Origin of the sequence: Vulgatibacter sp., from assembly GCF_041687135.1 — a bacterium.
Lineage (GTDB): Bacteria > Myxococcota > Myxococcia > Myxococcales > Vulgatibacteraceae > JAWLCN01.
Genome location: NZ_JAWLCN010000003.1, coordinates 417,213 through 437,206, shown reverse-complemented (window position 1 = coordinate 437,206; position 19,994 = coordinate 417,213). Strand labels below are relative to the sequence as shown.

Sequence of the window (19,994 nt, the reverse complement as noted above, 5' to 3'; positions counted from 1 at the left end):
ATGGTGCCCTCGGTCTACGACTTCCTCGACTACCGGCAGTACCTGCGCGCCTGGTACGACGCGGAGAAGGCCCGCCTTCCCGCGTTCAGCTACCGCTATTTCGCGCGGAAGGCGGGCTTCGCCTCGCCCAATTTCCTCAAGCTGGTGATCGAGGGCGACCGCAACCTCAGCCTCGACTCGGTGGATCGCTTCCTCGAGGTGCTCAAGCTCCCCGAGCACGAGGCGGTCTTCTTCCGGGACCTCGTCTCCTGGAACCAGGCCCGCAACCTCGCCGAGAAGAACCTGCTCTTCGAGCGGGTGATCGCCTCCAAGCGCTTCCAGGAGTGGCGCAAGCTCGACGCCTCGCGGCTCGAATACCTGCGCCACTGGTACTACCCGGCGATCCGCGAGCTCGCCGCCCACCCGGACTTCGAGGCGGATCCCGACTGGATCGGTCCGCGGCTCCTCACCCGGATCTCCCGCGAGGAGATCCTGCGGGCCCTGCGGGTCCTCGAGGATCTCGGCCTGCTCGAGCGCGACGCCGGCGGCAAGCTCGGCCGCGGCGAGCGCACGCTCTCCACCGGCGTGCGGGTGCAGGGCGACGAGCTCAAGGTCACCGCCAAGACCTTCCTCCGGCAGATGATGGAGCAGGCCTCCGAGGCCCTCGACGCAGTCCCGGCGGCGCTCCGCGACGTCGGCGCGATCACCGTGGCGGTGAAGCCCGAGACGGTGGCGGAGCTCAAAGAGCGCATCCAGCGCTTCCGTCGTGAGATGCTCGAGCGCTGCGACCAGGACGACGGGGCGAGCGAGGTCTACCAGGTCAACATCCAGCTCTTCCCGCTCACCCGGAAGCCGAAGGATTAGAGGAACGCACCGATGGCTCGGCGACTGATCCCGCTTCTCCTGACGACGATCCTTTCCGGCTGCCTCGGCACCGAGGTGGGCAATCCCGACGAGGACTCCGGCGGCCCGAAGCCCGAGCCGATCCCGAGCGATCTGCGCGCCCTGCCCGCCGCCCTCACCCTCGAATCCTCGTGCCCCGGCGGCACCCGCCGCGCCTCGCACCTGCTCTCCAACCAGACCCCCTTCGACGTCGACGCGGTCGCCGGCGGAACCCGGGGCGAAGAGGCCCATCCCTCCTCCTTCGAGGTGGACGGCTACGGCACGCAGGAGCTGGTGGCGGTGATCCACCTGCCCGAGAACGGCGTCCTCTCCGCCGAGGGCAAGCTCGTGGTCGACCACCGCCGCGAGGGCGTCCAGCCCGGCGGCGAGAACGACCGTCGCCTCGAGATCCCCTGGTCGGCGCCCCTCGGCCCGCGGCGCCCGGAGGCGACGGTGCTCTGCGGCGAGGCGATGCCCTGCGCGCTTCTCTCCTTCGGCAACGTCTTCACCGGCGCCGTCTGGCAGATGCCCCTCGAGGTCGCCAACGACGGCTGCGCGCCCCTGCGCCTCGAGCGGATCGTGGCCGAGGGCGACGAGGTGGAGATCGCCGGGCCCGCGCTCCCCCTCACCCTGCAGGCAGGCGAACGCTGGCAGGGCAGGCTGCTCCTCCGCCCGGCGGCGACGGGCTTCCGCAGCGGCAAGGTGGTGGTGGAGACCGACGACGACGCCAGGCCGCAGCAGTCGATCGGCTGGAGCGCAGCCGTCTCGGGCTGAAGACGGCCGTCAGCCGGGCAGCGCCACCCGGGTCGGGCCCCGGCCCGACTCGGCCTCGATCAGCCGGGGCAGGAAGAACTCCAGGTTGCCCACCTCCTCGACGTTGTGCAGCAGCCAGGCGTGGCCCTTCGCGTCAGGGAAGAAGCGCCGGCGCAGGCGCTCGTTGAGCGGCCGCGCGGCGCGGTGGGCAAACCCGAGCACGAGCGAATTCTCGTAGAGGGTGCCGCCGGGCACGCGGGTGAAGCGGTAGTCCATCACGAGCGGCGAGAGCCCAGCGACACGCGGGCGGTGGCGAAAGCCTCCTTCGTCCAGGCGTTCGACGCGGGTGTGCACGTCGACCAGGTGATCGGGATTGCGCCCGAGGTACTCGGTGATGTGGAAGACCGAGCCGGGGCCGATCCCTGCGCCCGAGCGCTTCGCATAGCGGAGCGAGACGTGATCGTGGGGATGCCAGATCCGGTAGCGCTCGTGGTGCGCGCCCTCGAGCTCCATCACGCCTTCGAGATGGGTGAACCACCAGACCAGCATCGACGGGGTCACACCGTGGAGCACGTCGTGGACGATGGAGAGACGGAGACGCCCATCGTCGAGGTGTTCGAGGCGGGTCTGCGCGGAAGCGAGGGGCTTCATCGTCCACGGGATCGCGATGGGCGTGGGAAGGGGCGGTCTCATTGCGGCTTTTTCCCTTCTGCGAAGTGATGCCTCCGGTCGGGTGGCGAGCCTCGGCTCCATCCTCCTACCGTCCTGGCCGCGGCAGGAAGCGGCGGTTCCTTGCACCCCCTTGGTGATAAGACTGCGCCAATGACCACCCGGCGCCTCCTCGTCGTCGACGACGAGCCCTCGATCCGCTTCGTCCTGGAGAAGGCCCTCGGCAAGGCCGGCTTCGAGGTCGACACCGCCGCCTCCGCCGAGGAGGCGCGGGAGCGCCTCGCCGCCGAGCGCTACGCGGTGGCGCTCCTCGACGTGCGGCTCCCCGGCGACAGCGGCTTCACCCTCCTCGAAGAGCTGCAGCGCGAGAAGCGCCGCCCGCTGGTGGTGGTGATGACCGCGCAGGACACGCTCCGCGCCGCGGTCACGGCGATGCGCCTCGGCGCCGAGGACTACCTGGTCAAGCCCTTCGACCTCGACCGCGTCGTCGCCGTGGTGCGCGAGCTCGCCGCGCGGGCGCCGCAGGGCGCAACGCCGGCCCCAGCGCCGGAGGCGGTCTCGCCGGCGCTGGTCGGCGCATCGCCCGCGATGGTCGAGGTCTCCAAGCAGGTGGGCCGCGCCGCCGCCACCGACCTCACCGTTCTCGTGGTCGGCGAGAGTGGCACGGGCAAGGAGCTGGTCGCCCGCGCGATCCACGAACATTCGGCCCGGGCCCGGCGCCCCTTCGTCACCGTCAACGCCGCGGCGATCCCCCGCGAGCTCCTCGAGAGCGAGCTCTACGGCCACGAGAAGGGCGCGTTCACCGGCGCCGAGGCCCGGCGGAAGGGCAAATTCGAGCAGGCCGACCAGGGCACGCTCTTCCTCGACGAGATCGGCGAGATGCCGGTGGAGCTGCAGGCCAAGCTCCTCCGCGCCATCCAGGAGCGCAGCGTCGATCGCATCGGCGCCGAGCATCCGGTGCCGGTCGACGTGCGCCTCGTCGCCGCGACCAACGCGGACCTGGGGCGGATGGTGGCCGACGGTCGCTTCCGCGGCGACCTCTTCTACCGGCTCTCGGTGCTGGTGATCCGGTTGCCCCCGCTCCGCGAGCGACCCGACGACCTCCTCCCGCTCGCCCGCCATTTCGTCGCCCGCCACGCCGGGGCCCTGGTGGGCGCCGAGGTGCAGGTCGAGGAGGGTGCCGCAGCGGCGCTGCAGGAGCACCGCTGGCCCGGCAACGTGCGCGAGCTCGAGAACGTGGTGCAGCGGGCGCTGCTCGCAGCGCGGGGCGGGACGATCACCGCTGCGGACTTGCGTCGGGCCATCGGCGCCGCAGGCGAGATCCCCGGTGCTGCTGCCGCGCCGGGTGAGGAGAGCTTCGAGGCGGCCATCGCCCGCACCCTGCCGCAGGTGATCGAGCACCTGCCGGAGGGGAGCGTGCACGCCACGGTCTTCGAGCGGGTCGAGCGGCAGCTCCTCGAGCTGGCGATGAGCCGCTTCGCCGGCAACCAGCTCCAGGCTGCCCGGTGGCTGGGGATCAACCGGAACACCCTCCGGGCCCGCCTCACCACTCTGGGGATCGGGACCGGCAGGATCTGACGACCCTGCCGGTGTCGGTCCTCAGGCGCCGTAGACGCCCTCTTCGCTGCCGTAGCGCTGGTTGCGCAGGGAGCGGAGGTTCTCCACCGCCTCCCGGAGCTCGGTCTGGCAGGCGTACGAATCGTCGGCGCTGGTGCGCACCAGGAGTGCACGCACGCGGTCTTCCGCTTCCCGGATCTTCCGCTCGAGCTGGATGCCATCCATTGAGGTCCTCCTCGGCCCGGGAAAGGGGCAACCCTCGGGCCGGGATCCACGATGGGTACGACGCGCCGCGGTAAAAAGGGCAGGGGGCACACGAACCCCCGCTTTACACGCCCTTAAACGAAGAAAAGCGGAAGGAAGACGAGCGTTTGGGCGCCCAGTGCCGGGGGCCGGCATCCGGCCGGCCTCCCAGCCGGGGCGCGGCACGCCACCCTGGGGCCAAATGCATCCCCGAACGGGATCCCAGCCGGATTGACCCTCGGTAGGCACGAGTGTAAGGCTTGCCCGGCAAAGCCATTTCCCAAGACCTTTTGAGGGAGGCCTCTCATGCGGCTTACTGTCCGCGTCGTCGCGGCACTGCTCTGCGTTTCCTTCGCAGGCGCCTGCTCCAAGGGGGATCCGAACGATCCCCAGACCTGGGTGAAGCAGCTCTCGGCGGAGGAGAAGGCCGCCAAGCTGGCAGCCCTCGAGAAGCTCGCCGATCTCGGTGACAAGAGCGTATCGTCCGCCATCGTCCCGCTGCTCCAGGAGGGTGGCGAGGTCAAGGTGCAGGCGGTCAAGACCCTGGCGAAGCTGGGCGATCCCGCCTCGGTGCCCGCCCTGATCGACGCCATCGATCTCGGCGTGGGCGCCGGCTCCGACCCCGCGATCAAGCGCGCCAACGAGGCCAACAAGGAGATCGCCGAGGCCCTCGCCGAGCTGGGCGACAAGTCCGCGGTGGAGCCCCTCTCGAAGCTGGCGGAGCGCTCCAAGGACTCCTACGCCAAGATCGCCGCGATCAACGCGCTGGGCGAGCTGGGCGACTCCAAGGCGGTGCCCAAGCTGGTCGAGATCGCCACCGACGAGGGCCTCGAGCCCTATGTCAACAAGAAGGCCGTCCAGGCCCTCGGCAACATCGGCGACCCGGGCGCGGTGCCTGCGATCAAGAAGATGCTCTTCCACGAGCGGAAGGGGATCTCCTTCTACTCGGAGAGCTCCTTCGCCGCCTACCAGATCGGCATCAAGGCAGCAGAGCCCCTCCTGGTCGTCCTCGAGGGCAAGGACGAATCGCTCAACAAGTGGGCGGACGAGCACGACATCTACCGCGAGGCGCTCTACGCCAAGGCGGCGCAGGTGCTCGGCGACCTCAACGAGGAGCGCGCGGTCCCGACCCTGATCAAATACCTGAACTACAGCCGCCCGGGCTCCGATCCGGACGCCATCGACCCCACCACCCTGATCGTTCGCCGCCAGGCCGCCGACGCCCTCTCCCGCATGCGGGTCAAGGGCGCCGTCGACACGCTGGTGAAGAACCTCAAGGAGGAGGAGGGCAACCTCCGCGCCGTCTACGCCGACGCCCTCGTGGCCATCGGCGACCGCAAGGCGCTCTCCGGCCTCGAGAGCTGCGCCCTCAAGGGCAACGTCCTCGACAAGTCGAACCACGCGCGCAAGGGCTGCTACGTCGCCCTTTCCCGCCTCGGTGACGAGAAGACCCTCGCCACCTGGGAGAAGTGGGAGAAGGCGGAGCCCGCAGCGTCGGTGAAGGGCTGCATGCGGGAGGTCGAGTACGACGACGCCAAGGGCAAGGAGGCGGCGCAGCAGCACTGCGACGAGCTCGGCGCCAACGTCGTGAAGATCCTCGCCGACAACAAGGCCCGCCTCGTCGCCTACAACGAGTGCAAGGCCGACGTCGCCTGCTGGAGCGGCAAGCTCAAGGACGAGAACCCGCTGGTTCGCGAGCGCGCCGCCATCGAGCTCGGCCACATCGCCGATCCCGCCTCGATGCCCGCGCTCCTGGCGGCCCTCGCCGACAAGAACCTCGAGGCACGCTTCGCCGCGATCATGGCGGTGGACTGGGTCGCCAGCCAGACGAAGCCCGCCCTCGAAGAGGCGAAGAAGGGGCTCGCCGCCCTCGACAAGCAGATCAACACGGAGAAGGACAAGATCCAGTTCGTGAAGATCAACGAGGATCTGAAGCGCCTCGCCGTGAAGATCCGCCGCCTCGATCGCATCGGCAGCTGATCGGACGAGCTGCAGCGCTGCTGCAGCGCTCGAGCCGCGGCCCCACTCCGGGCGCCGCGGCTCTTCGTTTAAGGCCGTCTGGAGGCTTCTCCGGGCCTTCTCGAGGCAGCGGCGGCGTAGCGCAGCCCCGGCCGGCACGTCCAGCTTCCGGTGATCGAAAGCAGCGGGTTTTTGACGTTGACCACCCCCGGACCCCGTGCTATTACGCGCCTCCTTTTCGGACGGTTCCTACTGAAAATCCTTGATTTTCCGAAGGAACGACGCGGAGCGGGCTGTGGCAGACCACGACGACCGCGATCCGGACAGGAGGCTTGCTGGGCTGTCCGGTTTCGCTCGTGCGATGCGAGCGGCCGAACCGTACCTGCAGGCTTCTTGGAGTCTTGCGGGCGGCGTCGCCCTCGGCGTGATTGCCGGGTACTTCGCCGACAAGAAGCTGGGCACGACCCCCTGGTTGCTGGTTGCAGGGGCGTGTCTCGGGATGGCGCTGGGAATCTACGCCTTCATCAAGGCGATCCTGGAAGCCGAGAAGCGGCAGAAACCGCGGAGGTAGAGGACAGGATGGGCGCCCTCGTTCGCACGACGACGATCGCACTCGCAGCCATGGCGCTGATCCTCGGTATTTCTCCTGTTGCCTTGGCACAGGAGGGTGCTCCCGCCGAGGCTCGTCCGCTGGCGCAGATCGACTCGAACGTCGGTCTCCCCACCGAGACCCCCGAGGTCGGTGCCACCTCCTCGGTGCCCGACGTCGTCTTCCACCACGTGACCGACGGCCGCGAGATCGCGTTCGAGAACCCGATCAACGGCGCCACCGCGACCTTCCACCTCCCGACCTGGGTGGTGAACGTCGGCGGCACCGCGATCGACCTCTCGCCGACGCGCCACTTGATCTTCATGTGGCTGGCGGCAGCGATCCTCGTGCTCGTCCTCTCGCTGGCTGCGCGCAAGCGGAGCATCGTGCCGCGCGGCTTCTACTCGGTGGTCGAGACCCTCGTCCGCTTCGTCCGCGAGGAGCTCGCGGTGAAGAACATCGGCGAGCACCACGCCGACCATTACGTCGGCTATCTCTGCACCGCGTTCTTCTTCATCTTCACGATGAACCTGCTCGGCCTGGTGCCCTACAGCGCCACCGCCACCGGCAACCTCGCGGTCACCGCGGGCCTCGCGCTGCTGACCTTCGCCGTCACGCTCTACGCCGGTATGCGGGAGCAGGGCGTCGCGGGCTTCTGGCTGCACATCGTACCCTCGGGCGTCCCGGTGTGGCTCTACCCGATCATGATTCCGGTGGAGCTCCTCGGCCTGCTCACCAAGCCCTTCGCACTGGCGGTTCGTCTCTTCGCCAATATGGCCGCAGGGCACATCGTCCTCTTCTTCCTGCTCGCGCTGATCTTCCTGCTTCCCGCAGTGGGCGCCTTCATCGCGCCGGTCTCCGTGGCTTTTGCCGCGGGCATCTATCTGCTCGAGCTCTTCGTCGCCCTGCTGCAGGCGTACATCTTCACGATGTTGTCTGCGCTCTTCATCGGTATGGCTTCGCACCCGCACTAAAGGCGGGGCGTCTCTCTCACGCAGCAACGTTCGGAGGATCCCGTGATTCAGCTCGCACTCGCCTTCCTCGGCGCCGGCCTCGGCGCTGGCCTCGCCGTCATCGGCGCCGCCTACGGTATCGGCCGCCTCGCTGCGGCAGCAATGGAGGGCACCGCCCGCCAGCCCGCTTCGGCCGGTGACATCCGCACCTCGATGATCATCGCCGCGGCGCTCGTCGAAGGCGCGACCCTCTTCGCGCTCGTGGTCTGCATTCTCCTCGCGACCAAGGCTGCCTGAGCCAAGTCTCGCGTAGGGCTGCACCCCGGGGCCGCGCGTTCGTCCGCGCGGCCCCTGTGACACCTGGTTTCACCTCGGAGGGGTGGAAGGCATGATGACCACGTTCCTGCTCGCAGCAGCCGGCGCCGGCCACAAGGCGTCGATCATGGACATCCACCCGGGCCTGACCTTCTGGACGATCGTCACGTTCATCGTGGTGGCGATCATCCTGCGGTTCACCGCCTGGAAGCCCATCCTCGCCATGCTCGACGAGCGCGAGCGGACCATCCGCGAAGCGATCGAGGGCGCCAAGCGCGAGCGCATGGAGGCGGAGCGGCTGCTCGCCGAGCAGAAGACCGCCATCGCCGACGCACGCCGCGAGGCCGCCGAGCTGGTTCGCAAGAACCAGGCGGAGGTCGAGGCGGCACGCCAGACGGCGCTCGCACAGGCGAAGAAGGATGCGGAGGCGCTGCTCTCCAACGCCCGGCGTACCATCGACGAGGAGCGGGCCAAGGCCATCGCCGAGATCAGGGCGAGCGCCGTGGACCTGGCCATCGTTGCAGCCGGCCGGCTCCTCGAGGCCAACCTCGACGAGCAGAAGCAGCGGCAGCTGGCAGAGGACTTCCTCCGGAAGCTCCCCGCACAGCCGCGCGCTTGATCGGCCCCTCGGGGCCCGAGCGGCACGGCGGCTGACGCCGCGCCGTTCCCATCGCGATCGACCGGCACCCGCGAGGGAGAGCCGGTCGACGTGTTCCTGCCCGGGACGGGTCCGGAGAAGAATCCGGTCAGCCCGGCGGTTCGGCGGAAATCTATGGGACTCTCGATCGGCATCGTCGGCCTTCCCAACGTGGGGAAGTCCACCCTCTTCAATGCGCTGTCCGAGGCGTGCAACGCCGAAGCGGCCAACTACCCCTTCTGCACCATCGAGCCCAACGTCGGCGTGGTGCCCGTTCCCGACGACCGGCTGGAGAAGCTGTCGAAGGTCTACGGGAGCAAGCGGATCATCCCCACCACCCTCGAGTTCGTCGACATCGCCGGGCTCGTCCGCGGCGCCTCGAAGGGCGAGGGTCTGGGCAACCAGTTCCTCAGCCACATCCGGCAGGTCGACGCCGTCGCCCACGTGCTGCGCTGCTTCGAGGATCCGAACGTGATCCACGTCGAGGGCTCGGTCGATCCGGCCCGGGACGCGGAGGTGATCGACACCGAGCTCGCCCTCAAGGATCTCGAGTCGGTGGAGAAGCGCCTGCAGCGGGTGCAGAAGGACGCGAAGGCCGGTGGCAAGGTCGGCGAGCAGGCGAAGGCCGAGCTCGTGGTGCTGGAGAAGGTCCGCGCCGGGATCAACGAGGGGCAGACCGTCCGCCGCATCCCGCTCACCGACGACGAGCGCGCCGTCATCTCCGAGCTCTTCCTGCTGACGGCCAAGCCCGTGCTCTACGTGGCCAACGTCGCCGAGTCGCAGCTCGCCGGCGCCGAGACCGATCCCCTGGTGGAGAAGGCCCGGGCCGTCGCCGCGCTGGACAAGGCGCCGCTCGTGATCATCTGCGCCGACGTCGAGTCGCAGATCCAGCAGCTCCCCGTGGAGGAGCGGGCCGACTTCCTCGAGTCGGCAGGCCTCGCCGAGCCCGGTCTGCACAAGCTCGTGCGCGCAGGCTACAAGCTGCTGCAGCTCCGCACCTACATCACCGCCGGTGAGCAGGAGACGCGGGCCTGGACGATCCACGAGGGCTGGAAGGCGCCGCAGGCCGCCGGTGTGATCCACACCGACTTCGAGCGCGGCTTCATCAAGGCCGAGGTCTGCCGCTGGGAGGACCTGCTCAAATTCGGGTCCGAGTCGGCGCTCCGCGAGAAGGGCCTGCTCCGCGTCGAGGGCAAGGAGTACGTGGTGCAGGACGGCGACGTGATGCACTTCCGTTTCAACGTCTGATCGGGCCGCACGCGTCGACGAGAGGGCCGGCGATCCCCCCGGGATCCGCCGGCCTTCTCGCGTCCGCAGGCTGCCATCGCCGGTCCATGGCGGCGACGCTCGGCAGGATGTTAGGCTCGCCTCCAAGCTGACATTCGGAGGGAAGCATGTCCCGTTGGAGCGCGAGCCTCGTCGCGTGTGCATGGATCGCTGCAGCCTGCGGCAGCGACAACGATTCCACCCAGGCGACCTGCGAACCCGCCTGCCTCGCCGGACAGGACTGCGTGGACGGCGCCTGCGTCGGCGAGCCGCTGCCGGATGCGGACGGCGACGGTGTGCCGGACGAGAGCGATCGCTGCGGCAGCACCGCCACCGGCAGCGCGGTGGACGAGAGCGGCTGCAGCTGGGCGGAGGCGCCGGTGCCGCTGCCCGAGGGCCCCTACGGCACCGGGATCCGCGACGCCGCCGGCGACTTCACCGTGCAGACGCTGGGCGGCAGCTTCGCCTTCCACGCGAGCTGGACCGGCAACGACAGCCACCTCTTCCTCGTGCGTGCGGCGGGCAACGCGTACAGCGATGCGATCGCCGGCTCCGACGTCGGCGCCTTCCTCGCCGAGTCGCCCGCGAACGTGCATTACCTCTTCCTCGACGTGGAGGACGACGAGGCGGCGCGCCGTGCGGCGCAGGAGGCGATGCTGTCGCGCTTCGAGGAGGCGCTCGCGCTCCTCGATCCCGCCGTCGCCGCGCAGTGGCGCACGCGCCTCCACTTCGTCACCGACGCCGTAGACGCACTCGACGGGAGCCTCGGCGCCTTCTTCGCCGCGCATCCCAACTTCGCCTTCGGCATCGACCGCTTCGGCCGCTGGCGGGAGGCGGGTAGCCTCTACGACTTCAACGACGGTGCGCCCCACCTGCGCTTCCTCGCCAGGGAGGCGGTCGGCTTCGACTACGAGCGCCGCCTCGAGCGCGAGATGGGCGCCATCGCCGCCACCGAGGTGGTGGTCTTCGACGGCGATCGCCACCAGGGCGGCTGGGAGGCGGGCCACACCACCAGCGTGGAGATCACGCTGCCGAGCGCAGCGGAGATGGCCCGCTTCGACTCGATGGCGGTCTACCTCTACACCGCCTGCCCCGGCCACCTGCAGGGGCTCGAGGCGGGCTGCAACGAGTGGGACTACGCCCACCACCTCTTCGTCTGCGACGAGGAAGATCCCGCGTCCTGCGACACGGAGCTGGTGCGCTACGTGACGCCCTACGGCCGCGAGGGCGAGTGGCTCACCGACGTCTCGCCCCTGCTGCCCCTCTTCGCCAATGGCGGCTCCCGCACGCTGAAGTACACCGGCGCCAACGGCTACGACATGCACCTGCGCATCCTGCTCTGGGATGCGGGCAAGCAGGAGCGGCCGGTCGAGGTGCGCTTCCTCTACGGCGCCAGCGGCGCGATCCCCTGGAACGAGGAGTACAACGGCCGCTTCGAGCCGGTGAAGTTCACCGTCGACGATCCGACCACCACCCGCGTCGGCATCTACAACGTCGTCACCGGCCACGGCTTCGGCTCCACCTGGGAGAATTGCGCCGAGTTCTGCGACAGCGAGCACGAGTTCGCGGTGAACGGCACCGCCTTCAGCGAGAGCCACCCCGAGGCGAAGGATCGCTACGGCTGCTTCGCCCGCGTGGACCAGGGCGTGGTGCCCAACCAATTCGGCAGCTGGCCCTTCGGCCGCGCCGGCTGGTGCCCGGGGCAGGACGTGAAGCCCTGGGTGCAGGACGTGAGCGACGTGCTCGTCTCCGGCGAGAACGAGATCGCCTACCGGGCGCTCTTCCGCGGCGAGCCCTACGTCCCGCGGCTCGGCGGCGGCGGCGACTACCTGCCCGAGCTGCGGCTGCAGTCGTGGCTGGTCCGTTACGAGAGGAAGTAGCGGAGAGGAGATTCGGGCCGGCACGCGCCGGCCCGACCTCCGTCAGCGGCCCGCGGCGACCATGCGGGCCGCCATGAGCAGCGCCTCCGCCATCGAGGTGGGATCCGCCCTGCCCTTGCCGGCGATGTCGTAGGCCACGCCGTGATCCGGCGAGGTGCGCACGATCGGGAGGCCCAGGGTCACGTTCACCGCGGTCTCGAGGTGGACCGTCTTGAGCGGGACGAGCCCCTGGTCGTGGTACATGGCCAGCACCGCGTCCCAGCCGCCCCGGGCCGCCCGCGGAAAGAGCCCGTCGGCGGGGAAGGGCCCCTCGGCCCGCACCCCGGAAGCCCGGGCCAACTCGATCCCCGGCGCGATGATCCGCGCCTCCTCGTCGCCGAAGAGGCCGCCCTCGCCTGCGTGGGGATTGAGCGCGCAGACCGCGATTTTCGGCAGCCGGATCCCGAGCCGCTCCCGCAGCGAGCGATCGGTGATCCGCAGCACCTCGGCGATCCCCTCGGGCGTGATCCGCTTCGGCACCTCGGAGAGGGCCACGTGGGTGGTGGCGAGCACCACCCGGAGCACCGGGCCCGCCAGCATCATCACCACCCTGCCGACGCCGAAGCGCTCCGCCAGCAGCTCGGTGTGTCCGGGAAAGTTCCAGCCGGCGCCGTGGATCGCCGCCTTGCTGATCGGCGCGGTGCAGATCGCCGCGGCGGCGCCGCTGCGTACCGCCTCGATCGCCGCCTCCAGGTAGTTGCCCTGCGCCTCGCCGCCGGCGGGGGAGGGCTTGCCCGCCTTGCGATCCGCCGCACGGAGCCGCGAGATCCGCACCAGCGCTCCGGCGGCAGGAACGACGTCGCCCGGATCGATCCGGGCGAGACGGTCGGGGAGATCGAGTGCCTTGCAGGCCCGGGCGTAAGCGCCGTCGTCGCCGAAGACCAGCGGCCGCACTGCGCGCCGCACCGCCGGACGCGCGAGGGCGCCGGCGATCACCTCGGGGCCGATCCCGCTCGGATCACCCATCGAGATCGCCACCAGCGGCTTCGCCAAAGCCCCCCGGGCCCTCGTCGCCATCAGGTCCGGGTGGGCGCGAACTCGCGCACCGGGTAGGTGATCACCGCGGCCTTCTTCAGCTCCTCGAGGTAGCGCAGCGTCTGCCGCTCCATCTCCTCGCGGTAGAGCCGCTCGCGGATCGGATCGGCCAGCTGCTCGAAGGGCCTGGCGGCGACGGTCCGGCGCTCCTGCACCTTGACCACGTGCCAGCCGAAGCGGGTCCGCACCGGCTCGCTCACCTCGCCGGCCTGCAGGCCGAAGGCGGCCTTCTCCAGCTCGGGCACCATCTCGCCCCGCTTGAACCAGCCGAGGTCGCCGCCATCGGTCTTCGACGGACCGTCGGAGGAGGAGCGGGCGAGCGCGTCGAAGTCGGCGTCGGCCTCGCGTGCCTTCGTCGCCAGGGCAGCGGCCTTCTCCCGGGCCGCCTGCACCTGCGCCTCGCCGGCCTCGGCGGGGACGGTCACGAGGATGTGGCTCGCGTGGACCTCCTGCTCGCCCTTCTCGGTGGCAGCCACCTCGGCGTAGCGACGCTTCACCTCGTCCTCGCTCACCTTCACCTGCGAGCGCACCCGCAGGTTGATCAGCTTCGACTGGGCGAGCTGGCGCTTCATCGTGTCGAGGTACTCGTCCCATTCGAGCCCCTGCCCCTCGACGGCGGCCTTGAGCTGCTCCTGGCTCGAGAGCCCGTTCTGCTGGAGCACGCCCTGCAACGCCGCCTGCAGCTCCGCCGGCTGCACCTCGATCGCCAGCTCCTTCATCGCCTTGGCGAAGAGGCGCTCGGCGACGAGGTCGTTCATCGCCTCGCGGAGCAGGGTGGCGCGGCTGGCGCGGGGCGCCTGCACCTGGAGCAGGGTGGCGCGCTCCTCCACCTCAGAGAGCGTGATCACCTCGTTGTCGACGGTGCAGGCGATCCTGTCGACGGTCGCTGCGGAGGCGGATGCAGGCCCGAGGGCCAGCAGGGCGAGCAGGGCGAGGGCGATGTGCTTGCGGTTCTTCACGGATTCCCCAACTGCCGCAGAAGCGCGGCCTCGTCGACATCGATCTGCGCAGCCTCGCGCAGGCGGCGCAAGAACGCCGTTTGCGCAGCGGCTTCCTTCTCCCGGCGGAGGCGGCGCTCGGCTTCCCGCCGGAGCGTCTCGGGCTCCGGCGTCACCGCCTCGTGCCGCTCCAGCACCTTGAACACGTGGAAGCCGTAGGAACTGCTCACCACGTCGGAAAGCTTGCCGGGCTGCAGGGAGAAGCAGACCTCGTCGAAGGGGGGCGGCATCTCCCCCCGTGCAAAGAACCCCAGATCGCCGCCATTCTTTCCATCCGGAGAGAGCGAGTGGGCAGCCGCCAGCTCCTCGAAGGAGGCGCCCTTCTGCAGCTCCGCGTGGAGGCGGCGGGCCTCCTCCTCGCTCTTCACCACGATCTGCGCGGCGCGCACCCGCTCCGGCTTCGCCAGCTCGGCCCCGTGGGCCTCGATCCAGGCGGCGATCTCGTCGTCGGTGACGGCGACCCGCGCCACCACCTCCTCGACGAAGAGGCGCTGGACGAGGAGCGCCTTGCGGGCCCTGGTCCGGAGCGAGGCCGGCTCGATCCCCTCTGCTGCGAGCATCTCGCCGAAGGTCTCGCCCGGGTAGTCGGCCTGCAGGCGGGTCACCGCCCGGTCGACCTCCTCGTCGGCGACGCGAAGTCCCTTCTCCCTGGCGGCCCGGAGCAGGAGGCGCTGGTCGACGATCTCCTCGAGCACCGTGTTGGCCAGCTCCGCCGGCACCGCGCCCAGGCCCACCTGCGCCAGGGCGGCGCGGAGCTCCGCCGCGCGGATCGGCTCCCCGTTCACCCGCGCTACCACCGGATCGCGGGCGTCCTCCCCCGCCTCGGTGCAGCCGGCGAGGACGAGGAGGGTGGCGAGAGCGGCGGCGCGACGGATGGACATGGCTTTTCCGGAAATGAAGCGGCCCCCCGCTGCCTGGAGGCGCGGGGGGCCGGGGTGCGAAGAGGGGCTGCGAAGGAGCGCGCTTACTTCTCCGCCTTGTTGGGCGGGTTGAGCAGCTGCGGCTTCGGCGCCTGCAGCGCGCCGGCGGGGAGGGTGACCGTGCGGCCGTTGGGGCCCTTCAGGGTCTTCGGCTCCGCCTTGGTGTCGGCCTTCACCGGCACCGGCATCGGGGCGGCAGGCGCAGCGGGGGGCTGCATGCCGGCGCCGAGCGCCTGCTCCGCAGCGGGGACCACCTCGACGCTGGCGAGGACGTCGTCCTTCACCTGCACGTTCGCCTTCTCCTTGAGCTGCGCGACGAAGTCCTCGAAGGACTTGGTGCGCTTCTCGCGGAAGAGGCGGTTCTGGATCTGGCTCTTCACCGACTCGAAGGGCCGGTCGAGGGCGTTCTGCCTGCCCGTGAGCTTCACCAGGTGGATGCCCTTGTCGGTCTCCACGATGCCGCCCACCTCGCCGATGGTCTTCATGCCGAAGACCGCGTCGGCGAAGCTCTCGCCCCAGGCCTGCGCCAGCTCTTCCTTCGTCTTGAAGAGCAGGTCGCCGCCTGCGGCCTTGGAGGCCGTGTCCTCGGAGCGGGTCTTGGCGGTCTCGGCGAAGGCGGTCTTGATCGGACCGGCCTCCTTGCCCTTCACGTCGGCGAGGAGCCGGGCTGCCTCGCTCTTGGCCTTGGCGCGGGTCGCATCGCCCTTCGCTGCAGCGAGGAAGATGTGGCTGACGCGGACCCGCTCGGGCTTCACGTAGTCGTTGACGTTGGCGTCGTAGAACGCCTTGAGCTCCGCCTCGGGGATCTCCTGCGCAGCGGCGTTCTCGTCGAACTCCGCACGCATCAGCTTCTGGACCATGACCTTCTTCATGGTCGCGACCACGTCCGGGTCGTTGGCGAAGCCGCGGCGCTCGGCTTCCTGCGCGAGCACCTCGAAGCGAACCATGTTGTCGAGGAATTCCTTCTTCCGCTCCAACGTGGTGTAGCGGGCGCGGATGAAGGGCGACTGCTCCTCCATCTTGGCCTGGAAATCGTCGACGGTGATGGCGTCGCCGCCGACGGTGGCGATCACCTCGCCCTGCTTCTTCGCCGCAGCGGGCTGCGCCGCGCCGCCGGCGGTCTGGCCCTGGCCGCCGCAGGCGAGCAGGGTGGAGGCGGCAAGCACCATCGCCGCAATCGAGCTGGCAGTCTTCATCGCTTCAAGGCTCCTTGGCTGTCGAAGGACAGGGCCATTCGGCCGAGGGGCCGCCGGGCGACCCCTCGATGCGCGCTCGAACCCCCCGCCGGGGCACATGATTCCCACGACGCGCATTGCGGTCGAAGTTGGTAGCACACGGGCTGCGGTCTTTCAACGGAGCCAATAAGATCAACGGGTTGCAAATTGGAACTGCAAGGAACGAGGGGCGAGATCGGAGACCGTGGCGCCATCGTCTGGATTCTTTCCGCGCTGATCGCCTCGCTGGCGGCGGGGGTCTCGTTCGCCCTCGCCCCGCTGCTGCAGGGCGCCGTCTTCCCCTTCTTCCTGCTCGCCGTCGCCTTCGCCGCCTGGCTCGGGGGGCGCGGCCCCGCCCTCTTCTCCCTGCTGTGCTCCATGCTCTTCGCCGCGCAGCTCGTGCGGGCGGCGCCCGACCGCACGCCCGGCCAGCTGGTAGGCCCCCTCCTCGCCTTCGGCCTCGCCGGATTGGGAACCACCGAGCTGATCGTGCAGCAGCGGCGGCGGCGCCTCGCCGAGTCCGAGGCGGCTGCATCCGGCGCGGAGGCGGATCGGCTCCGCCAGATGGTGGAGAAGGCCGCGGCCCTCGAGATTCGGCAGCAGCGCGCGGCCATGGAGACGATCCGGCGGAACGAGGAACGCTTCCGCATGGTGCTCGATGCAGCCGATGCAGGGCTGTGGGACGTCGATCTCCACGCGGGCACCGCCTACCTCAACGAGCGCTTCCTCGAGAGCCTGGGCTACCGGCGGGAGCAGGCCCCGCGAACGCCTGCTGACCTCCTCGAATTCGTCCATCCGGACGACAGGCAGCTGGCGCTCCAGCACCTGCAGGCCCACCTGCGGGACGGGACGGCGAGCGATCTCGACGTGCGCCTGCGCCACGCCGCAGGCCACCACCTCGATTTCCACGTCCGCGGCAAGGCGGTGGTGGCGGACGGCCTGCCGGTGCGTGCCGCCGGAACCGCCACCGACGTAACCGTGCAGCGCCGCGCTGCGGCAAGCCTCGAGCTGGTGGCGGAGGTGAGTCGGCGCCTGGCGGCGAGCCTCGAGCTCGACAGCCAGCTGGGGGAGGTGGCGGCGCTCTGCGTCCCGCTCCTCGGGGATGCGGCGCTCGTCGAGATCGAGGGGATCCCGGAGCAGGGGGCGGCGGGGGATCCCGCTCTCGTCGACGCGCTGCGGGCCTGTGGGCGCAGCGAGAGCTGGGCGCGGGCGGAGCGGCGCACCTTTCTCGCCCGCGGCGACGCGCTACCGCCGCAGCTCCGGGCTGCCGGCGTGGCGAGCGTCCTCTGCGCCCCCATCGCGCCGCTCCACCTCGTCGCCGATCCGAGCGCGCCCGCCATGGGCTGGCTGGGCTTCGCCTTCGGAGGGCAGGGTCGCCACCACGACGCGACCGATCGGATGCGGGCCGGGGATCTGGCCGACCGGATCGCGCTGGTCGCCGCACGCGGCAGGGCCTGGTCGGAGGCGCAGGCGGCGATCCGACTCCGCGACGACTTCCTCTCCATCGCCTCCCACGAGTTGCTCACGCCGCTCACCCCGCTGCAGACGCGGATGCAGCTCCTCCGCAGGCAGCTGCGGGAGGTGGAACGTGGGGCGCCGCTCGACGCGGCGCGGCTCGGCGCGCTCATCGACGGTAGCGAGCTCCACCTCAAGCGCTTCGCGACGCTGGTGCGCACGCTCCTCGACGCGTCGCGCCTCACCGAGAGCCGCGTCGAGCTCGCTGCCGAGCGGCTCGACCTCGCCGCGCTCGTGCGCGAGGTGGTGGAGCGGATGCAGCCGGAGTCGCAGCGCTCCGGCAGCACGATCGCGCTGCATACCGTGCCGGTCCCGGGGCGGTGGGATCGGGTTCGCCTCGAGCAGGTGGTGACCAACCTCCTCTCCAACGCGTTCAAATACGGCGAGGGCCGGCCCGTCGACGTGGAGCTCTTCACCGAGGATCACAAGGCCGTGCTCCTCGTGCGCGACCGCGGGATCGGCGTTGCGCCCGAGGATCGGCAACGGATCTTCGGCCGCTTCGAGCGGGCCGTCTCCGCCCGGCATTTCGGCGGCCTCGGGCTCGGCCTCTACCTCGTGCAGCAGATCGTCGCCGCGCACGACGGCGTCGTCCTGTTGGAGAGCGGGGGCGGCAGCGGCACCACCTTCCGGGTGGAGCTGCCGGTCACGGCCTGAAGGGGAAGAAGATCGGCAGGACCAGCGTGGTCACCATGGCGAGGACGAGGTTCAGGGGGCCGCCCACCCGCAGGAAGTCGATGAAGCGGTAGCCGCCCGGGCCGTAGATGAACGTGTTGGTCTGGTAGCCGATCGGCGTCATGAAGCTGGTCGAGGCAGCGAACATCACCGCGATCACGAAGGGCATCGGCGACAGGCCCAGCGCCGTGGCCGCGGCAACGGCGATGGGCGTGAGCACGAGCGCCGCCGCGTTGTTGCTGATCACCTCGGTGAGGATGGCGGTGAGCACGTAGACCGTGGCGAGCAGGCCGTAGACGCCCAGCGGCGTGGTCAGCCAGAGCAGCGAGTTGGCCAGAAGTTCCGCGGTGCCGGTGCGCTGGATCGCGAGGCCGAGGGGCAGGATCGCGCCGAGGAGCACCACCACGCTCCAATCGATCCCCTGGTAGGCCTCCTCCGGCGTGAGGCAGCCGGTGAGCACCATCGCCAGGGCGCCGAGGAGCGAGGAGACGGTGATCGGCACCACGCCGAACGCCGGCAGGAGCACGACGAACGCGAGGATCCCCAGGGCGAGGTGGCGCTTGCCGGTGCGGCGGGCGGGGAGGTGGATCGGGCCGAGGAGCGCGAGGTCGCCCTGGCGGTGGAGGATGTAGAGCGACTCGGTGGTGCCCTGCACGAGGAGGACGTCGCCAGGCAGCAGCGGCACGTTGCCGATCCGCTCGTGGAGGGAGACGCCGTGGCGCTGCACCGCCAGCGCGGTGACCCGGTAGCGGCTGCGGAAGTCGAGCTCCTGGAGCGTGCGCCCCACCACGCGGGAGCGGGGCGGCACGATCACCTCGGCGAGGCGCCCCTCGCCTGCCTGCAGCGGCAGCTCGGGGCGGGTGCCGGAGATGCGCAGGCCGTGCGATTGCTCGATCCGCGCGATGTCGGCGACCTTGCCGGTGACGAGGAGGAGATCGCCGGCGTGGAGGACGGTGCGGCCGGAGGGAAAGCGGATGTGCTCCCGGTCGTCGGCGCGCTGGATCGCGATCACCTGCAGGCCGTATTGCTGGCCGAAGCGCGTGGTTCCGAGGGAGCGGCCCACGAGCCGGGACGCGGGCTCGACGATGAGGCCGGTGAGGTATTCGCGGAGCTCGTAGCTGGAGAGTAGGTCCCGAGGGGGTGCCGCCCGCTCCGGCGTGAGCCAGCGGCCCACCGTCACCAGGTAGAGGATGCCGACGCCGGTGATCACCAGCGCCGCCGGGGTGATGGTGAAGAGGCCGATCCGATCGAGGCCCAGATCGAGGACGAGGCCGGCGACGAGCAGGTTGGTGGAGGTGCCGATCAGCGTGAGGATCCCGCCGAGCTGGCTGCCGAAGGAGAGCGGCATGAGGAGCTCGGAGGGGGCCGCGTCGAATTCGCGGGCGAGGCCGAGCACCACCGGCAGGAGGATCGCCACCGCGGCGGTGTTGTTGAGGAAGGCGCTGACCGGGATCACCACGGCGAGCATCACGAGGAGCAGGCGCACCTTGCTGCCACGGGCGGTGCGGCCCATCCACGATGCCACCGACTCGAGCAGGCCCGTGCGCATCAGGCCTGCCGAGAGGACCAGCATCGCCGCCACGGTGAAGACCGCCTCGTTGGCGAAGCCGCTGGGCACCTCGTCCGGCTGCACCAGCCCGGCGAGCACGAGGGCCGCCAGCACGATCAGGCCGACGATGTCGACCCGCAGGCGGTTCCAGAGGAAGAGCGCAAGGGCGCCGGCGGTGATCCCGAGGGTGAGGAGTACGTCCTTGTCGAGGGCTTCGGGCATGGGGCGCTCTGCCCGGCCGGGGGCCGAGCCGGGGATGTATGCGAACGGAATACGGGATCTGCACGTTTCCCCGACAGGGCATTGCCTCTCCGGCCGGGGCGCATTAACCCCTTGGGTCTTTCCCTTTTCCTCATCCAGCGGGAGCACC

At 70.3% G+C, this 19,994-nt stretch carries 18 protein-coding genes; 11 read left to right on the top strand and 7 right to left on the bottom strand.

Annotated features, from left to right (window positions below; translation table 11 throughout):
- Entirely contained in the window at positions 1 to 843 is an 843-nt protein-coding gene (locus ACESMR_RS09255; protein ID WP_373046773.1) for a TIGR02147 family protein, read from the top strand.
- A gap of 12 nt (positions 844 to 855) precedes the next feature.
- Complete coding sequence (locus ACESMR_RS09250; protein ID WP_373046772.1) at positions 856 to 1,635, top strand: hypothetical protein; 780 nt, start codon at positions 856 to 858, stop codon at positions 1,633 to 1,635.
- 9 nt (positions 1,636 to 1,644) lie between these two features.
- On the opposite strand, the gene ACESMR_RS09245 is transcribed toward ACESMR_RS09250, so the two are convergent.
- Positions 1,645 to 2,307, bottom strand: coding sequence for a DAPG hydrolase family protein (locus ACESMR_RS09245; protein WP_373046771.1), 663 nt, complete (start codon positions 2,305 to 2,307; stop codon positions 1,645 to 1,647).
- A 129-nt stretch (positions 2,308 to 2,436) separates the two neighbouring features.
- On the opposite strand from ACESMR_RS09245, the gene ACESMR_RS09240 reads away from it, so the two are divergent.
- Positions 2,437 to 3,861, top strand: coding sequence for a sigma-54-dependent transcriptional regulator (locus ACESMR_RS09240; protein WP_373046770.1), 1,425 nt, complete (start codon positions 2,437 to 2,439; stop codon positions 3,859 to 3,861).
- Between the two features lie 21 nt (positions 3,862 to 3,882).
- On the opposite strand, the gene ACESMR_RS09235 is transcribed toward ACESMR_RS09240, so the two are convergent.
- The gene (locus tag ACESMR_RS09235; RefSeq protein ID WP_373046769.1) at positions 3,883 to 4,065 is read right to left on the bottom strand and encodes a hypothetical protein; all 183 of its coding nucleotides are present in this window, start codon (positions 4,063 to 4,065) and stop codon (positions 3,883 to 3,885) included.
- Positions 4,066 to 4,389: 324 nt separating this feature from the next.
- On the opposite strand from ACESMR_RS09235, the gene ACESMR_RS09230 reads away from it, so the two are divergent.
- The 7 genes from ACESMR_RS09230 to ACESMR_RS09200 all read left to right on the top strand — a co-directional run bounded on the left by ACESMR_RS09230 (position 4,390) and on the right by ACESMR_RS09200 (position 11,682).
- Positions 4,390 to 6,063, top strand: coding sequence for a HEAT repeat domain-containing protein (locus tag ACESMR_RS09230; protein ID WP_373046768.1), 1,674 nt, complete (start codon positions 4,390 to 4,392; stop codon positions 6,061 to 6,063).
- Between the two features lie 274 nt (positions 6,064 to 6,337).
- Positions 6,338 to 6,613, top strand: coding sequence for an AtpZ/AtpI family protein (locus ACESMR_RS09225; RefSeq protein ID WP_373046767.1), 276 nt, complete (start codon positions 6,338 to 6,340; stop codon positions 6,611 to 6,613).
- 8 nt (positions 6,614 to 6,621) lie between these two features.
- Positions 6,622 to 7,605, top strand: coding sequence for a F0F1 ATP synthase subunit A (atpB, locus tag ACESMR_RS09220; RefSeq protein WP_373046766.1), 984 nt, complete (start codon positions 6,622 to 6,624; stop codon positions 7,603 to 7,605).
- A 42-nt stretch (positions 7,606 to 7,647) separates the two neighbouring features.
- Positions 7,648 to 7,881: an ATP synthase F0 subunit C gene (atpE, locus tag ACESMR_RS09215; protein WP_373046765.1), complete on the top strand. Its 234-nt coding sequence runs from the start codon at positions 7,648 to 7,650 to the stop codon at positions 7,879 to 7,881.
- A gap of 94 nt (positions 7,882 to 7,975) precedes the next feature.
- The gene (gene atpF / locus ACESMR_RS09210; RefSeq protein WP_373046764.1) at positions 7,976 to 8,518 is read left to right on the top strand and encodes a F0F1 ATP synthase subunit B; all 543 of its coding nucleotides are present in this window, start codon (positions 7,976 to 7,978) and stop codon (positions 8,516 to 8,518) included.
- A gap of 153 nt (positions 8,519 to 8,671) precedes the next feature.
- Positions 8,672 to 9,784: a redox-regulated ATPase YchF gene (gene ychF, locus ACESMR_RS09205; RefSeq protein WP_373046763.1), complete on the top strand. Its 1,113-nt coding sequence runs from the start codon at positions 8,672 to 8,674 to the stop codon at positions 9,782 to 9,784.
- Between the two features lie 146 nt (positions 9,785 to 9,930).
- Complete coding sequence (locus tag ACESMR_RS09200) at positions 9,931 to 11,682, top strand: peptide-N-glycosidase F-related protein (RefSeq protein ID WP_373046762.1); 1,752 nt, start codon at positions 9,931 to 9,933, stop codon at positions 11,680 to 11,682.
- Between the two features lie 42 nt (positions 11,683 to 11,724).
- Here ACESMR_RS09200 and pdxA read toward each other — a convergent pair whose 3' ends face one another.
- The 4 genes from pdxA to ACESMR_RS09180 all read right to left on the bottom strand — a co-directional run bounded on the left by pdxA (position 11,725) and on the right by ACESMR_RS09180 (position 15,870).
- A complete protein-coding gene (gene pdxA, locus ACESMR_RS09195; RefSeq protein WP_373046761.1) occupies positions 11,725 to 12,714 on the bottom strand; it encodes a 4-hydroxythreonine-4-phosphate dehydrogenase PdxA in 990 nt (329 codons plus the stop codon).
- Positions 12,715 to 12,737: 23 nt separating this feature from the next.
- The gene (locus ACESMR_RS09190; RefSeq protein ID WP_373046760.1) at positions 12,738 to 13,715 is read right to left on the bottom strand and encodes a peptidylprolyl isomerase; all 978 of its coding nucleotides are present in this window, start codon (positions 13,713 to 13,715) and stop codon (positions 12,738 to 12,740) included.
- Positions 13,712 to 14,635: a peptidylprolyl isomerase gene (locus ACESMR_RS09185; protein WP_373046759.1), complete on the bottom strand. Its 924-nt coding sequence runs from the start codon at positions 14,633 to 14,635 to the stop codon at positions 13,712 to 13,714. Before ACESMR_RS09185 ends, ACESMR_RS09190 begins: the two co-directional genes overlap by 4 nt.
- An 83-nt stretch (positions 14,636 to 14,718) precedes the next feature.
- Positions 14,719 to 15,870 carry a peptidyl-prolyl cis-trans isomerase gene (locus ACESMR_RS09180; protein WP_373046758.1) on the bottom strand — a complete coding sequence of 384 codons (1,152 nt, stop codon included), beginning with the start codon at positions 15,868 to 15,870 and terminating at the stop codon, positions 14,719 to 14,721.
- Positions 15,871 to 16,056: 186 nt separating this feature from the next.
- On the opposite strand from ACESMR_RS09180, the gene ACESMR_RS09175 reads away from it, so the two are divergent.
- Positions 16,057 to 18,057 carry an ATP-binding protein gene (locus ACESMR_RS09175; RefSeq protein ID WP_373046757.1) on the top strand — a complete coding sequence of 667 codons (2,001 nt, stop codon included), beginning with the start codon at positions 16,057 to 16,059 and terminating at the stop codon, positions 18,055 to 18,057.
- Here ACESMR_RS09175 and ACESMR_RS09170 read toward each other — a convergent pair.
- On the bottom strand, positions 18,047 to 19,846 hold the full coding sequence (locus tag ACESMR_RS09170) for an SLC13 family permease (RefSeq protein ID WP_373046756.1): 1,800 nt from the start codon (positions 19,844 to 19,846) through the stop codon (positions 18,047 to 18,049). The genes ACESMR_RS09175 and ACESMR_RS09170 overlap by 11 nt on opposite strands.
- Positions 19,847 to 19,994: the final 148 nt, after the last annotated feature.

Coding starts and splice junctions, on each gene's coding strand:
- ACESMR_RS09255 (WP_373046773.1), top strand. CDS start 1: ATGGTGCCCTCGGTCTACGACTTCCTCGACTACCGGCAGTACCTGCGC.
- ACESMR_RS09250 (WP_373046772.1), top strand. CDS start 856: ATGGCTCGGCGACTGATCCCGCTTCTCCTGACGACGATCCTTTCCGGC.
- ACESMR_RS09245 (WP_373046771.1), bottom strand. CDS start 2,307: ATGAGACCGCCCCTTCCCACGCCCATCGCGATCCCGTGGACGATGAAG.
- ACESMR_RS09240 (WP_373046770.1), top strand. CDS start 2,437: ATGACCACCCGGCGCCTCCTCGTCGTCGACGACGAGCCCTCGATCCGC.
- ACESMR_RS09235 (WP_373046769.1), bottom strand. CDS start 4,065: ATGGATGGCATCCAGCTCGAGCGGAAGATCCGGGAAGCGGAAGACCGC.
- ACESMR_RS09230 (WP_373046768.1), top strand. CDS start 4,390: ATGCGGCTTACTGTCCGCGTCGTCGCGGCACTGCTCTGCGTTTCCTTC.
- atpB (WP_373046766.1), top strand. CDS start 6,622: ATGGGCGCCCTCGTTCGCACGACGACGATCGCACTCGCAGCCATGGCG.
- atpF (WP_373046764.1), top strand. CDS start 7,976: ATGACCACGTTCCTGCTCGCAGCAGCCGGCGCCGGCCACAAGGCGTCG.
- ychF (WP_373046763.1), top strand. CDS start 8,672: ATGGGACTCTCGATCGGCATCGTCGGCCTTCCCAACGTGGGGAAGTCC.
- ACESMR_RS09200 (WP_373046762.1), top strand. CDS start 9,931: ATGTCCCGTTGGAGCGCGAGCCTCGTCGCGTGTGCATGGATCGCTGCA.
- ACESMR_RS09185 (WP_373046759.1), bottom strand. CDS start 14,635: ATGTCCATCCGTCGCGCCGCCGCTCTCGCCACCCTCCTCGTCCTCGCC.
- ACESMR_RS09180 (WP_373046758.1), bottom strand. CDS start 15,870: ATGAAGACTGCCAGCTCGATTGCGGCGATGGTGCTTGCCGCCTCCACC.
- ACESMR_RS09170 (WP_373046756.1), bottom strand. CDS start 19,846: ATGCCCGAAGCCCTCGACAAGGACGTACTCCTCACCCTCGGGATCACC.